The 15,452-nt window shown below is 68.6% G+C and carries 10 protein-coding genes; 2 read left to right on the top strand and 8 right to left on the bottom strand.

The genetic code is table 11. The annotated features are described in order from the left end of the window. Window positions 1-18 precede the first annotated feature (18 nt). From WKC72_RS15735 to WKC72_RS15745, 3 genes are read right to left on the bottom strand one after another with little or no spacing between them, the layout of a single operon-like run. Window positions 19-1,440 (bottom strand): neutral zinc metallopeptidase, encoded by a 1,422-nt coding sequence (locus WKC72_RS15735; RefSeq protein WP_370183274.1) that lies wholly within the window; start codon window positions 1,438-1,440, stop codon window positions 19-21. Window positions 1,441-1,486: 46 nt separating this feature from the next. After that, complete coding sequence (gene glgB, locus WKC72_RS15740) at window positions 1,487-3,685, bottom strand: 1,4-alpha-glucan branching protein GlgB (protein ID WP_037236459.1); 2,199 nt, start codon at window positions 3,683-3,685, stop codon at window positions 1,487-1,489. Next, on the bottom strand, window positions 3,685-5,703 hold the full coding sequence (locus WKC72_RS15745; protein ID WP_370183276.1) for a maltotransferase domain-containing protein: 2,019 nt from the start codon (window positions 5,701-5,703) through the stop codon (window positions 3,685-3,687). Before WKC72_RS15745 ends, glgB begins: the two co-directional genes overlap by 1 nt. Window positions 5,704-5,863: 160 nt before the next feature. Between WKC72_RS15745 and glgP the strand changes: the two genes are divergently transcribed. Continuing rightward, window positions 5,864-8,461, top strand: a complete 2,598-nt coding sequence (glgP, locus tag WKC72_RS15750; protein ID WP_370183278.1) for an alpha-glucan family phosphorylase — start codon at window positions 5,864-5,866, stop codon at window positions 8,459-8,461. A 17-nt stretch (window positions 8,462-8,478) separates the two neighbouring features. Here the strand turns inward: glgP and WKC72_RS15755 are convergent, their stop codons facing one another. The 5 genes from WKC72_RS15755 to WKC72_RS15775 are packed head-to-tail and all read right to left on the bottom strand — an operon-like array spanning window position 8,479 to window position 15,110. Beyond that, the gene (locus tag WKC72_RS15755) at window positions 8,479-10,071 is read right to left on the bottom strand and encodes an ABC transporter permease (RefSeq protein ID WP_370183281.1); all 1,593 of its coding nucleotides are present in this window, start codon (window positions 10,069-10,071) and stop codon (window positions 8,479-8,481) included. Next, complete coding sequence (locus WKC72_RS15760; RefSeq protein WP_370183283.1) at window positions 10,068-10,988, bottom strand: ATP-binding cassette domain-containing protein; 921 nt, start codon at window positions 10,986-10,988, stop codon at window positions 10,068-10,070. Before WKC72_RS15760 ends, WKC72_RS15755 begins: the two co-directional genes overlap by 4 nt. A gap of 55 nt (window positions 10,989-11,043) precedes the next feature. Continuing rightward, the gene (locus WKC72_RS15765; protein WP_005262018.1) at window positions 11,044-13,092 is read right to left on the bottom strand and encodes an ATP-dependent DNA helicase; all 2,049 of its coding nucleotides are present in this window, start codon (window positions 13,090-13,092) and stop codon (window positions 11,044-11,046) included. A gap of 9 nt (window positions 13,093-13,101) precedes the next feature. Then, window positions 13,102-13,734 (bottom strand): isochorismatase family protein, encoded by a 633-nt coding sequence (locus WKC72_RS15770; RefSeq protein WP_370183286.1) that lies wholly within the window; start codon window positions 13,732-13,734, stop codon window positions 13,102-13,104. After that, a complete protein-coding gene (locus WKC72_RS15775) occupies window positions 13,731-15,110 on the bottom strand; it encodes a nicotinate phosphoribosyltransferase (protein ID WP_370183288.1) in 1,380 nt (459 codons plus the stop codon). The genes WKC72_RS15770 and WKC72_RS15775 overlap by 4 nt, the downstream gene beginning before the upstream one ends. Here WKC72_RS15775 and clpS point away from each other — a divergent pair. Further along, window positions 15,109-15,447, top strand: a complete 339-nt coding sequence (clpS, locus tag WKC72_RS15780) for an ATP-dependent Clp protease adapter ClpS (RefSeq protein WP_037236437.1) — start codon at window positions 15,109-15,111, stop codon at window positions 15,445-15,447. The two genes, WKC72_RS15775 and clpS, sit on opposite strands and share 2 nt — an antisense overlap. The last annotated feature ends 5 nt before the right edge of the window (window positions 15,448-15,452 follow it).

Consider the following 15,452-nt stretch of genomic DNA (forward strand, 5'->3'; position numbering starts at 1 on the left):
CGTCACGCGGGGGGACGGTCAGCGGTACCGGCCCTCGCAGGCCTGCTCGCCGCCGAGCACTCCGGTGCGGAACGCGTCCACCCGGGAGAATCCGCTCGGCACGGTCTCCCCGTTGACGTCACTCGCGGCGAGTCCGTCGGTGAGCAGCCCCGAGACGGCCTCGTCGAGGTCGCCGGGCGACAGCCACACGCTGCCCGCCTCCAGGGTGGCGGGACTGTCCGGGCTCAACGCGCTGGTGATGACACCCGAAAGGCAGGCGGCTCGCAGCGCGGTCTGGGGTGAGTGCAGATCGTTGCCCCGGTCCCGCTGCAACGCCAGGGTGTACCGCGAGGCGAGCAGGACGTACGCGTTGTAGTCGCCGGTGAGCTTGGTCTGGAAGAGTTCGCGCCTACCCTGGCGTCCCGGTGTGCCGCGTTCGGCGAGGGCATCGACACTGACCCCGATCGTGTTGGTGGCCGGGCAGTAGGACACCGGTTCGGTCGCATCGGCGTCCGCGCAGTCGAGGTCGGCGCCGTCGAGTTGCAGCGTGGGGGGATCGCGGAGATCGAAGATCTGCTGGAAGGACGTGAAGAACGCCTCGAGGGACTCCTCGGTGACGGGGAGTTCGCCGTCGTCGGTCTCGTCGGCGAACCGCTGAGGCAGATCCGCGCGACGTGAGTCGATCTCCTTCTCGTCGATGCGCGTGCACGATGCCGGACCGTCCGTGAATCCGATCTGGGTGGCGGTGACGCGTTCGAACGCCGAGCCGTGCACGTTGTCGGGATCGTTCGGGTCGGTGTCACCGATGGCCACCGCGGACGCGAGTACCTTGTTCAGCCCGTCCGACGTGTTCAGCGTGAAGTGGGTCGCCTTGTCTTCCGCGATGTACCGCATGAACGCCCCCGCGAAGCAGTCGGCCTGCTGTTCCCGCACGATGCCGCCGCCCACGTTCTCGTCGGCGATACCCGCCTTCGTCTGGACGGCGTGCCCGTACTCGTGTGCCAGCACGAAGACGGCGGCGACGACACCGAACTTCTCCACGACCTCGGGCAGCAGCAGCGCCCGGTCCCAGCCGATCGTGTGGTCGGTGCTGCAGTAGCCGGCGTTGAGGAGTTCCTCGGTGCTGTCGCCGCAGAAGCGCGGGCCGTCGGACTCGCGCGGATCCCAGGAGATCAGTTCCTCGACCGGCTCGAAGTTGCGCTGGAACAGCGCCGGGAACTCGGTGCGCCAGTAGTCCTCGATGTCGCTCACCGCGTTGGCGGCCATCGTGTCGATGTCACCGCCGTCGCTGCCGGTGACGGGGAGGTCGGCGTCGGGCACGCCCTTGCGGGCACCGCTCGGACCCGACGTGGCATCCAGACCCGCCACCTTGAACGGATCGTCGTAGATGGACGCGGCCTCGCCGTCCACCGACCGCGTACACCCGGACAGGACGACCGCAGTCACGGCCAGAACGCCCATGCTCGCAGCCCACTGCCGACGCCGGGTCAGCAAGGCCGTGCCTTCATCAACGCTCCAGACTCATCCAGATCGCGCCGTTCGCGGGCAGTGCCACCTCCGCGGAGGCGGGACGGCCGTGCCACGGCTGCGACGTTGCCGTCACCGCACCGAGATTTCCCCAACCCGATCCCGCGTAGACCTCGGCGTCGGTGTTGAGAATTTCACGCCATTCGCCCCGTTCTGGCAAGCCCACACGATAATTCGCATGCGGGGAACCCGAGAAATTGAACAGGCAGGCCAGGATCGACCCGTCGGTGCCGTAGCGCAGGAAGCTCAGGACGTTGTTCGCGGTGTCGTTGGCGTCGATCCAGGAGAAGCCGCCCGGTGAGGTGTCGAGAGTCCACAGCGCCGGGCGCTCGCGGTACGTGGCGTTGAGGTCGTGGACGAGCCGGAGCAGGCCGCGGTGGAAGCCGCCGGTGTACGGGTCGTCGAGCTGGTACCAGTCGAGTCCGCGCTCCTCGGACCACTCCCCGGTCTGCCCGAATTCCTGACCCATGAACAGCAGTTGCTTGCCGGGATGCGACCACATGTACGCCAGCAGCGCGCGTACACCGGCGGCCTTCGCGTAGTCGTCGCCGGGCATCCGCGTCCACAGTGTGCCCTTGCCGTGCACCACCTCGTCGTGGCTGATGGGCAGCAGATAGTTCTCGCTCCACGCGTACATCAGGGAGAACGTGATCTCGTGATGGTGATAGCTGCGGTGGACAGGATCGTGTGCCATGAAACCGAGGGTGTCGTGCATCCACCCCATGTTCCATTTCATGTTGAAACCGAGACCGCCGACGTTGGTCGCACGGGTGACACCCGGCCACGCCGTCGACTCCTCGGCGATGGTGACGACCCCGCGGTGCTGCTTGTGGACCGTGGCGTTGGTCTCCTGCAGGAAGGCGACGGCCTCGAGGTTCTCCCTGCCGCCGTGGATGTTCGGCGTCCAACCGCCCTCCGGCCGCGAATAGTCGAGGTACAGCATCGATGCCACCGCGTCGACGCGCAGACCGTCCACGTGGAACTCGTCGAGCCAGTACAGCGCGTTCGCGACGAGGAAGTTGCGCACCTCGCGCCGCCCGAAATCGAACACATACGTTCCCCAGTCGAGCTGCTCGCCGCGCTGGGGATCGCTGTGCTCGTAGAGTGGTGTGCCGTCGAAACGTGCCAGCGCCCACTCGTCCTTCGGGAAGTGGGCGGGAACCCAGTCGACGATGACCCCGATGCCGGCGGCGTGCAGGTGGTCGACGAACCACCGGAAGTCGTCGGGGGAGCCGAACCGTGACGTGGGTGCGTAGTACGACGTGACCTGGTATCCCCACGAACCGCCGAACGGGTGCTCGGCGACCGGCAACAGTTCGACGTGCGTGAATCCCGTCTCGGTGACGTGGGCAGCGAGTTGTTCGGCCATCTCGCGGTAGTTCAGCCCGGGCCGCCACGAACCGAGATGAACCTCGTACACGCTCATCGGGGACTGCGCCGGCTCGGTGGCCGCGCGCTGCGCCAGCCATTCGGCGTCGTTCCATTCGTACGTGCTCACCGACACCCGGGACGCCGTGGCGGGCGGGACCTCGGTCGCGAACGCCATGGGATCGGCCTTGTCGCGCACACTGCCGTCGGGTCCGTGGACCCGGAACTTGTACAGGTCGCCGACCTCGATGCCGGGAATGAACAACTCCCACACCCCGGTGGACCCGAGCACCCTCATCGGGTAGTGCCGCCCACCCCACCCGTCGAAATCGCCGATCACACTCACCCCGCGGGCATTGGGAGCCCACACGGCGAACGAGGTGCCCGTGACGGTGCCGTCGGGAGTGTCGTAGCGGCGGCGGTGCGCGCCGAGGATCTCCCACAGCCGCTCGTGCCTGCCCTCACCGAACAGGTGCAGGTCGAGTTCCCCGAGCGTGGGCAGGAACCGGTACCCGTCGGCGGAGACGTCGTTGTGACCACCCGGCCACGTCGTCGACAGCCGGTAGTCCATCAGATCCCGGTACGGGACGAGTGCACCCCACACACCGTGCGCCAGGTGTTCCAGAGAGAAGCTCGTCCCGCCGATGACGGCGTCGACGGCCTCGGCGTGGGGGCGCAGTGCGCGGATCACCGTGCCGTCGGGGTGCGGATGCGCGCCCAGGATCGAGTGCGGGTTGTGGTGCTCGCCCCTTGACAGAAGGTCGAGGTCGGCGGCGTCCGGTGCGATGGCGACAGGCGGTTCGACGGTCACTATGTACCTCCGCGGTAGGCCAGTTTCGTTCTGGCCGGATAGGGAATCGACGGTAATGCCAGGATATGGGCCACCGCGCGCCAGGGCTCCAGGCGCACGAAGTTGGTCTGCCCCCAGTGATACTGCTCCCCGGTGACCTCGTCGAGCACGGTCAGGTGGTCGTGCCAGTCGCGGCCCAGCGCCGGCATGTCCAGCCACACGTTGCCCTGCTCGGCGCCGTACGGGTTGAGGTTGATCACCGTCAGCACGGCATCCCCGGTGGTGGCGTCGAACTTGGAGTAGGCGATCAGGGCGTCGTTGTCGGCGTGGTGGAAATGGATGTTGCGCAACTGCTGCAGGGCCGGATGCAGCCTGCGGATCCGGTTGAGCGCGGTGATCCACGGTTCGAGGGACTCGCCGCGCGCGGCGGCACCCTCGAAATCGCGGGGCCGCAACTGATACTTCTCCGAGTCGAGGTACTCCTCACTTCCCGGTCGCACCGGAACATGTTCGTACAGTTCGTATCCCGAGTACACACCCCAGGTGGGCGACAGGGTCGCCGCCAGCGCGGCGCGCAGGGCGAACATTCCCGGGCCACCGGTCTGCAGGCTCTCGTGCAGGATGTCCGGGGTGTTGACGAAGAGGTTGGGGCGTGCCTCGTCGGCCTTGGCGGCGATCTCCTTGCCGAACTCCGTCAGCTCCCACTTGGCCGTCCGCCACGTGAAATACGTGTAGGACTGGGTGAAACCGCGGCGGGCGAGACCGTACAGCCGCGCGGGACGGGTGAACGCCTCGGACAGGAACAGGACGTCCGGATCCGACTTCTTGACCTCGGCGATCAGCCACTCCCAGAAGTCCGGCGGCTTGGTATGCGGGTTGTCGACCCGGAAGATCTTGACGCCCGCCGCAACCCAGTGCCGGACGACCCGCAGGACCTCCGCGTAGATGCCGTCGCGGTCGTCGTCGAAGTTGACCGGGTAGATGTCCTGGTACTTCTTCGGCGGATTCTCGGCGTAGGCGATGGTGCCGTCGGGGAGCACGGTGAACCATTCGGGGTGTTTCTTCGCCCACGGATGGTCCGGTGCGGCCTGCAGGGCCAGGTCGATCGCCACCTCCATGTGCAGCTTCCGGGCGGCAGCGATGAACGCCTTGAAATCGCGCATCGTCCCGAGCTCGGGATGAATCGCGTCGTGGCCGCCCTCGTCCGAGCCGATGGCCCACGGCGAACCGACGTCGTCGGGGCCCGGTGTCAGCGTGTTGTTGGGGCCCTTCCGGTTGATCTTGCCGACCGGGTGGATGGGCGGCAGGTACACCACGTCGAATCCCATCGACGCAATGCGGGGAAGCGCGGCCACCGACGTGGCGAACGTGCCGTGCCGCGGCTTGCCGTCCTCGTCCCAGCCGCCGGTGGATCGCGGGAAGAACTCGTACCACGACCCGAACAGGGCACGCGTGCGATCGACGAGCACGGTGTGCGGTTCGCTCTTCGTGACGAGATCGCGCAGCGGATGTGCGCGCAGCAGTTCGGTGACGTCCGACCCGAACGCCGGGGCCACGCGTTCGGAGAGGTGACGGTCGGAACGCAGCGACGCCGCGACCCCGGCGAGCCGCGAGCGGTCCGCGCGGGGGACGCCCTTCGCGGCACGCTCGAACAACCGCGCACCGATCTCGAGGTCGTTGGCCAGTTCGGCCGGCCCCTGTCCCACCGCCAGCTTGGCCTCGACCGCGTGCTTCCACGTCGTGACCGGATCACTCCAGGCCTCGATCCGGAACGTCCAGACGCCCTCGCCGGTCGGGGTGAAGGAACCGTCGACGGTGTCGGGCACCGGACCGCCGGTCATCGGAATGCGGAAGGTCGCGGAGCCGCCCGACGCGGCACTGCGCGGTCCCCGCACCGCGAGCGTGGCGGCCACGGCGTCGTGACCTTCACGCCACACGGTTGCCCGGACGGGAAACACCTCACCCACAACGGCCTTGGCGGGATACCGACCGCACCCGATGTTCGGTTCCACGTCGTCGATACCGAGTCGACCTGTCACGCTGGGCTCCGTTCCATAGCCGGAAGTTGCCGGCGGCTCGTGGGCTGGGCCGCCCGTTCAACCGTAATGGAGTCGACCGGTTCCTGTCCGTATTGCAGATCTGACGTCGACCCGCCCCGACACGGCGCAACGACGCCCGTAGTGCGTTATCGTTCGCGAGGTGAAAGCCTTGCGTCGGTTCACTGTCCGAGCCCACCTTCCGGAGCGGCTCGCTGCCCTCGGTCCGCTGTCCACCAATCTTCGCTGGTCGTGGCATCCGGCCACGCAGGAACTGTTCGGATTGCTGGACGCGGAGCTGTGGCGGCAGGTGCAGTTCGACCCGGTCCGGATGCTCGGTGAGGTCGATCCGGCGCGCCTGGACGAACTGGCCGAGGACGTCGCGTTCCTGGCCCGGCTCGACGCCGCCGCCGCCGACCTCGACGACTACCTGTCCCGGCCCCGCTGGTATCAGAACCAGCAGGCCAAGGGTGTGTCGCTGGACGGTGGGATCGCGTATTTCTCAATGGAGTTCGGGGTCAGCGAGGTGCTGCCCAACTACTCCGGCGGGCTCGGAATTCTCGCGGGCGACCACCTGAAGGCGGCGTCCGATCTGGGCCTGCCGCTGATCGGTGTCGGCCTGTTGTACCGCTCGGGTTACTTCCGGCAGTCGCTGACCGCGGACGGCTGGCAGGCCGAGCACTACCCGCCGCACGACCCGCAGGGCCTGCCGCTGCGGCTGCTCACCGAGTCCGGGCCGCAGTCGTCCGATGGGGCGCCCGTCCTCGTCCACGTCGCCATCCCCGGTGGCCGGGTTCTGCGCGCCCGCGTGTGGATCGCCCAAGTGGGACGGGTCCCGCTGCTGCTGCTCGACTCCGACATCGCGGAGAACGACGCCGAGATGCGAGGCGTCACCGACCGTCTGTACGGCGGCGACCAGGATCACCGCATCAAACAGGAGATCCTCGCCGGTATCGGCGGTGTCCGTGCCGTGCGCGCCTACACCCACGCCTACGGTCTGCCCGACCCCGCCGTCTTCCACATGAACGAGGGACATGCGGGTTTCCTCGGCATCGAGCGGATCCGTGAACTGGTCACCACCGGCGGACTCGACTTCGACGAGGCGCTGGCCACGGTCCGGGCAGGCACGGTCTTCACGACCCACACCCCGGTTCCCGCGGGAATCGACAGGTTCCCGGCCGACCTCGTGCGGCACTACTTCGGCGGCGACAACGGTGCGAACGAATCCTCGCTGCTGCCGGGGCTGACGATCGACCGGATCCTCGGCCTCGGCCGCGAACCGGATCCGTCGGTGTTCAACATGGCCCACATGGGCCTGCGGCTCGGGCAACGGGCTAACGGTGTGTCCAAGCTGCACGGCATCGTCAGCCGCGAGATGTTCCAGCCGCTGTGGCAGGGATTCGACGCCGAGGAGGTGCCGATCGGCTCGGTGACCAACGGTGTCCACGCGCCCACCTGGGCCGCACCGGAATGGATCGATCTCGCCACCCGCATCCTGGGCCCCGAACTGGTGGAGGAGGCTCGCGGCTGGGAGCGGCTGCAGGACCTGTCCGCCGAGGAGCTGTGGTCCACCCGCAACACGCTGCGCGGGAAACTGGTCGAGGAAGTGCGCCGCCGGGTACGCGCATCCTGGATCGAACGCGGTGCCACGTCCGCCGAACTCGGCTGGACGGACGAGGTGTTCGACCCGAACGTGCTCACCGTCGGCTTCGCCCGGCGGGTGCCCACCTACAAGCGATTGACGCTCATGCTGCGCGACCCCGAGCGGCTCCGGGCCCTGCTCCTCGACGAGAAGCGCCCCGTGCAGCTGGTGGTGGCCGGGAAGAGCCACCCCGCGGACGACGGCGGGAAGGCCCTCATCCAGCAGGTCGTGCGTTTCGCCGACGCCGCCGACGTCCGTCACCGCATCACCTTCCTCCCCGACTACGACATGTCGATGGCGCGGTACCTCTACTGGGGTTGCGATGTGTGGCTCAACAATCCGCTGCGCCCGCTCGAGGCGTGTGGCACGTCGGGCATGAAGTCCGCCCTCAACGGCGGACTGAACCTGTCGATCCGTGACGGCTGGTGGGACGAGATGTTCGACGGCGAGAACGGCTGGGCCATCCCGACCGCGGACGGCGTTCTCGACGAGACGCGGCGTGACGATCTCGAGGCCAGCGCACTGTACGAACTGCTCGAGCGCGCCGTCCTGCCGAGGTTCTACGACCGCGCGGACGGCCTGCCGGTGCGCTGGGTGGAGATGGTCCGTCACACGCTGCAAAACCTCGGACCCAAGGTGCTCGCGTCGCGAATGGTGCGCGACTACGCCGTCCAGTACTACGCGCCCGCCGCCGAATCGGCCCGGACGGTGGCTGAAGAGAACTTCGCCGGCGCCCGTGAACTCGCCGCGTACCGTCGCCGCGTCGAGGCCGCCTGGCCGTCGGTGACGGTCCTGCAGGTCGACGGCGCCGGGCTGCCCGACACCCCTGAGATCGGGGCCAATCTGGTGCTCCGTGCCCGCATCCGTCTCGGCGAACTGGCCGTCTCGGACGTCACCGTGCAGGCGGTGATCGGGAAGGCCGGACCGGACGAGGAGCTCACCGACATCGTGACGGTCCCGATGACCCACTCCGCCTCGGACGGGTCGGGGGAACTGTTCGTCGCCGACCTGGCCCTGCCGCTGTCCGGGTCGGTCGGATACACGGTGCGGGTCCTGCCGCACCACAGACTGCTCGTCGACCCGTCGGAGCTGGGTCTGGTGACGGTGCCGAACCCCTGACCGGCGCTACCGAGCCGTCACCGGCCGACGTCCCGGCGTTGGAATCCGGTGACGGCGGCGAGGAACAGGGCCGCCGCGAGAAGCAGCAGGACCACGAGGGGAGTGGCCGAGAAACTCTCGGCAGGCAGGGTCGGCGTGTAGTGGAAGGGGGAGAACACCCCGAACCAGTCCGGGAGGACTTCCCCGAACATTCCGGCGACCAGAACATAGCCCAGGAAGGCCCACAACGCCGGCAGCGCGCGGGGGATGAGTCCGTAGACGGCCGCGCAGGAACCGACGAGCACGAGCACCGCCGGCACGGTGTTCAGGGCTGCGCCGATCAACCGGCCGAGCGCGCCCGCATCGGACAGCGTGAACGCCGCGGTGATCCCCATGCCGACCCCCGCCGCCACCGCGATCGCGACGGCCGCACCCGCGATCACGGCCAGCTGGCCGCCGAGCCACGACGCCCGCGACACGGGGGTGGCCAATGCCTCCTCGGCGCGACCGGACGATTCCTCGGAGCGGATGGATATGACGGCACCGACGGCGTACATCGCCGCCATCACCACCAGGAACACCAGATACAGGGCGAAGGCACCGTCGGCCGCCGCCGCGGCGCCACCCGGCAGCAGCTGTGCGAGATCGGGATCCTGGTCGATGAAATCGCTGATCTGCCTGCCGAGTGAACCGATGGGCAGCGACAGCGCGAACACACCGACACCCCAGGCGAGGATCTGGCCGCGCTGCTGACGCGCCGCCAGCGCGGTGACACCGGTCAGGCGGGGCGACGCCTCGGCGCGCCCGGCCCGCGGCGGAAGCAGCCCCGCCCCGACGTCCCGGCGACCGATGGCGGCATACGCGCACGCGACGGTCAGCGCCGCTGCGACGATGCCGATCAGCAACGGCCACCAGCGTTCGTCGACGTAGGCGCGGGTGGCCTGCGACCAGCCGATCGGCGACACCCACGTCAGCAGGCTCCCGCTGTGTCCCTGTTGCACGTCGCCCACCGCACGCAGCAGATACGCAATGATGATCGCGGAGATCCCGACACCGCTCGCAGTGCGGGCGTGTTCGGTGAACTGGGAGGCCAGCGCCGACAGCGAGGTGAACACGAGGCCCACCACCAGCACACCCGCGGACATGTTCAGCGAACCCGCCGGAGGCAGGCCCACCCCGAGCAGCCCGATGACGAGCAGAAGAGCGACGAAGACATTGGCGAGCGCCGCCGAGAGCAACCCTGCCGTGATTCCCGCATACCGGCCGACGACACCGGCGCGTACCAGTTCCGTGCGTCCGGACTCCTCCTCGGCCCGCAGATGCCGCGTCACCAGGAGCACCGACATGATCGCCACGGCCACCATCGTCATGCCGGCGATCTCGTTGGCCACCATCGCACCGAGCGTGTAGTCGTCCAGGCCGTACCCCGGTCCGGCGAGTGCGGTGGCGGCCGGGGACGAGATGAGTTCGGCACGGGCCTGCCGGGATTCGGCGGTCGGGTAGATGGTGGAGTAACTCGACGCGATCAGGACGGTGAGGCCCGCCACCGCGACCGTCCACACCGGAATCCGGACCCGGTCGGTGCGCACCGCCAGTTCGGTGAGCACACCCGTTCCACTCAGCCGACTCACTGCGGCCGTCCGATCCCGAGCGCCTCGACCTCGTCGCGGTACTCGCGGAGGAACAGGTCTTCGAGCGTCGGAGGGTTGGCGGTGATCGAGACGATGCCCAGCCCCGTCAGCGTGGTCATGACCGGGTCGATCTGATCGGAATCGACGTCGAACGTCACCGTGTTCGCGTCCTCACCCTTCTGCAGGTTGTGCACGCCGGGGACATTCGCGATGGGGGTGGGCTTGATCCGGGTGGTCGCCGTCACCGTGGTGCGGGTGAAATGGCGCAGTTCGGACAGCGTTCCCGCCTGCACGGTCTTGCCCGCGCGAATGATGGTGACGGCATGGCATAGCGCGTCGACCTCGGCGAGGATGTGGCTGGACAACAGCACTGTGCGCCCGCCGCGGGCGAACTCGGTGATGCAGTCCTGAAACACCGCCTCCATCAACGGGTCCAGGCCCGACGTCGGCTCGTCGAGGATGAGGAGTTCGGTGTCGGCGGCGAGCGCAGCCACGAGAGCGACCTTCTGCCGGTTGCCTTTCGAATACGTGCGGCCCTTGCGGGTGGGGTCGAGTTCGAACCGCTCGATCAGCGACGCCCGGCGGACCGGATCGAGTCCGCCGCGCAGCCGCCCGAGAAGGTCGATCGCCTCGCCACCGGACAGATTCGGCCACAGGTTCACATCCCCCGGGACGTAGGCGAGTCGCCGATGCAAGGGTACGGAATCATGCCACGGATCGGAACCGAGAACGGACGCCGAACCGCCGTCGGCGCGTAGGAGACCGAGCAGCACCCGGATGGTCGTGGACTTGCCCGAGCCGTTGGGTCCGAGGAATCCGTGCACCTCACCCGACTTCACCTCCAGATCGAGGCCGTCGAGGGCGAGGACTTCGCCGAACTTCTTGGTGAGTCCGCGGACTGAGATCGCAAGGTCCATCGGTCGAGCATAGGTGCGCACCGATCCGCTGTCCGACTCAGTGCGCGACAGCGGTTCAGGGACGCGAATCGCGGATCCGCCCCAGCGCCTTACGCACGACTTCCGGATCGGACGTCTCCCAGAACGGAGGCAGCGAGGCTCGCAGATACCCGGCGTAGCGGGCGGTGGCGAGCCGTGGATCGAGGACGGCCACCACACCCTTGTCGTCGACGCTGCGCAGCAGACGCCCCACACCCTGGGCGAGCAGCAGCGCCGCGTGATTGGCTGCGACGGAAAGGAACCCGTTTCCCCCGCGCGACTCGACGGCCTTCTGCCGGGCGACCAGCAACGGATCGTCGGGGCGGGGGAAGGGGATGCGATCGAGGATCACGAGGCTCAGTGACGGGCCCGGCACGTCGACACCCTGCCACAGCGACAGCGTGCCGAACAGTGACGTCGGCTCGTCGCCGGCGAACGCCCGGACGAGGGCGCCCGTCGAGTCGTCGCCCTGACACAGGATCGGGGTGTCGAGCCGGTCGCGCATCGCCTCGGACGCGGCCTTGGCGGCCCGCATCGACGAGAACAATCCCAGCGTGCGCCCGCCCGCCGCCTCGACGAGTTCGGCGATCTCGTCGAGATACGTGGGGGAGAGGCCGTCCCGCCCCGGCGGCGGGAGTTGCTTCGCGATGTAGATGATGCCGGCGCGGGCGTGGTCGAACGGGGACCCGACGTCGAGGGCGTTCCATTTGAGCGTGCCCGAATCGGACGGCGCCTCGGAGCCGGTGGCCATCGCCGGATCGATCACGACGGACGATTCGGCGGGAAGTCCCCAGTTGACGGCCAGTCCGTCGAACGACCCGCCCACGGTCAGCGTGGCGGATGTCAGGACCACCGTCGATTCGGCGAACAACCGGGACCGCAGCAGCCCGCCGACCGACAGCGGCGCCATCCGCACCACCCGCCGGATCGACCCGCGGTTGTCGTCGGCGGCCAGCCACACCACGTCGTGACGCTTGGCCGGATCCGGCTCGTCGAAGGCACTGAGAACGCGGACGGCGCTGTCGTGAACCTCCTCGACCGAAGCGAGTGCGGTGTTGCGCGCCGCGGCGGCCTCCGGGTCGCTCAACGCCATACCGGGACGGGACGGGCCGATGGCCGTGCGCAGCGACCACGCGGCGTCGCGGACCGCGGCGAGTGCGGGGGCCGCGCCGGGCGGCAACGCCTCCCACCGTTCCGGCCGCAACTCCTCGAGCAGGGCGGCCCAGCCCTCGCCCGCGGCCTCGAGACGGTCCGCGTCCTGCTCCTCGACGAGCTTCGCGCAGCGCCGCGCCGCGGCACTGATCGTCGACGCCGCCAGCTCCGCGGTGGCGACGTTCGTCACTCGGTCGACCAGTTCGTGCGCCTCGTCGATGACCACGACGTCGTGTTCGGGGAGGATCGCGATTCCGGTGATGGCGTCGATGGCGAGCAGGGCGTGATTGGTGACGACCACGTCGACCTGCGAGGCTTCCGCGCGGGCGCGCTCCGCGAAGCAGTCCTCGCCGACCGGGCACCGGGACTTGCCGAGACATTCGCGGGCGGTGACGCTGACCTGGCGCCACGCCTTGTCGCTGACTCCGGGGGCCAGGTCGTCGCGGTCACCGGTCTCGGTGTCCGAGGACCACTCGGTGAGGCGCTGGACCTCCCGTCCGAGCCGCGACACCGCGAACGGATCGAACAGCTCGTCCGTGGGAGGCTCTTCGGCGGACCCGGTGTGGATCTTGTTCATGCACAGATAGTTGTTGCGGCCCTTGAGGATCGCGAAGTGCGGTCGACGGCCGAGCGAACCCTCGAGTGCGTCCGCGAGCCGCGGCATGTCGCGGTCGATCAGCTGACGCTGCAGTGCGATGGTGGCCGTCGAGACGATGACCGTCTTCCCGCTCTGCACCGCGTGCCGGACGCTCGGCACCAGATAGGCGAGGGACTTGCCGGTGCCCGTCCCCGCCTGGACAGCCAGATGCTCCCCGGTGTCGATCGAATGCGCGACGGCGGAAGCCATGGTCAGCTGGTTGGATCGCTCGGCACCGCCCAGCGACCGCACCGCCGTGCGCAACAGCTCGGGGACGTTGGGGAGGTTTTCAGGCACCCGAGCAGGTTACTCGGGACCTACGTCAGAAATCGTCACGCGGTCCGAGGGGGTGTCCGCGGCGCGGCCCACGAGGCGCACACCGGCGGCCCGCATCGCGATGATCGCGGCCTCGACGGTCGCGGGGGCGACGCCGGCGGTGAGGGGGAGGTGGACGCGCGTCGGGAACCCGGCGGCCACGGCGTCGAGTGCCGTCGCGACCACGCAGTGATCGGTGGCGATCCCCACGACGTCGACCTCGGTGACTCCGGCCGCACGCAGCCATTTCTCCAGGCTCTGGCCGTCGGAGTTCCTGCCCTCGAAGCCGGAGTAGGCCGCCGAGAACTCGCCCTTGGAGAACACCGATTCGATGCAGCTCAGGTCGAGATCGGGGTGGAAGTCCGCGCCGGACGTTCCCGATTTGCAGTGCACCGGCCACGTGTCGACGTAATCCGGTTCCTCGGAGAAATGGTGGCCCGGGTCGATGTGGTGGTCGATCGTGGCGGCGATGGCGTCGTACTCGGTTGCGGCCAGGAAGCGGCTGATCGCGGCCGCGACCGCGGAACCGCCCTCGACGGCGAGGGAGCCGCCCTCGCAGAAGTCGTTCTGGACGTCGACCACGAGCAGCGCCCGCCGGAGGTTGGTGTCAGAGATGTCGGTCATGGTGCCCTCCGGGATTCGGGTTCGGCGAAGCGCACGGGGATCGCGGGCTCGCCGTGGGAGAGCTTCAAGCCCTCCCACGGAAGGCTGACGAGGCCCGCCGCCAGGAGGGATCTGCTGTCCTCCAGGGTAGTCGTGTCGCAGACGGTCTCACCGCCCCGCACCAGCGGGACCAGCAGTTCCCGCGCCTCGAGGCCCGCCGAGCCGGGTGCATCCGAGTGCGCCGAGTACACGACTTCCTCCACCAGGGTTCCGGTGTCACGGGCGAATCGCAACGCCCGCTTGGTGCCGCCCCGAGACGCCTTGTTATTGCTCCTCTTCTCGACCGGGATGCCGTCCACCTCGACGAGTTTGTAGACCATTCCGGCGGTCGGCGCACCGGAGCCGACGACGACGGACGTGCCGACGCCGTAGACGTCGACGGGCTCGGCCCGCAACGCGGCGATCGCGTATTCGTCGAGGTCGCCGGAGACGACGATCTTCGTCCCGGTCGCACCCAGGTCGTCGAGTTGCCTGCGGACCTGCCGGGCCAGGACACCCAGATCACCGGAGTCGATCCGGACGCCCCCGAGTTCGGGTCCCGCGACCTCGACGGCAGTCTTGACACCCTCGGTGATGTCGTAGGTGTCGACGAGGAGTGTGGTTCCGACTCCGAGCGCCGCGACCTGCGCGCGGAACGCCGCTGCCTCGTCCGGCCCGTCCGGGGTGGTGTGCAACAGGGTGAACGCGTGCGCGCTGGTACCCGCGCCGGGCACTCCGTGCCTGCGGACCGCCTCCAGATTCGACGTGGCCGTGAAACCCGCCAGGTAGGCGGCGCGGGACGCCGCCACCGCGGATTCTTCGTGGGTGCGCCGCGACCCCATCTCGATCATGGGGCGTCCGTCGGCGGCGCTGACCATGCGTGCGGCGGCGGACGCGATCGCGCTGTCGTGGTTGAGAACCGACAGACTCAGCGTCTCGAGCAGGACACATTCGGCGAACGTTCCACGGACGGAGAGGATCGGGGAGCCGGGAAAGTAGAAGTCGCCTTCGCGGTAGCCGTCGATGTCCCCGCTGAAGCGGTAGTCACGCAGCCATGCGACGGTCGCCTCGTCGAGGAAGCGGGACACGATCTCGAGTTCCGGCTCACCGAAGCGGAAGTTCGACAGCGCGGAAACGAGTCGGGCGGTGCCACCGACGACTCCGTACCGGCGGCCGTCGGGAAGCCGGCGGGCGAACACCTCGAAACTGCAGCGCCGGTGGGCGGAACCGTCGGCGAGGGCCGCCGACAGCATCGTCAACTCGTACTGGTCGGTGAACAAGGCGGTGCTGTCTCTGGACACCCGGCCACTGTAAGCCGCGGTGTCGCCCAGTGGAGGAGCGTCGTACCCTGGTGTCATGGCTCATTGCTCGACGACAGCTCCATTCGTGGATGCCATGCCGGCATCGCCGCAGGTCACTCCTGCAGAGTCGGAGGTCGTCGAGATCGATGAAGCCAATGATCGTCCCTGGGTCACCGTCGTGTGGGACGATCCGGTGAATTTGATGCACTACGTCACCTACATTTTCCAGAAGCTCTTCGGGTACAGCAAAGCCAAGGCCACGGAATTGATGATGCAGGTCCATTCCGAGGGGAAGGCCGTGGTGTCGAGCGGCTCCCGGGACAAGGTCGAAAACGATGTACGCAAGCTGCACGCGGCGGGCCTGTGGGCCACGATGCAGCGCGACGGCAGCTAACTTTC

The sequence above is a fragment of the Rhodococcus wratislaviensis genome, from assembly GCF_041228765.1.
Taxonomy (GTDB): Bacteria; Actinomycetota; Actinomycetes; order Mycobacteriales; family Mycobacteriaceae; genus Rhodococcus_F; species Rhodococcus_F wratislaviensis.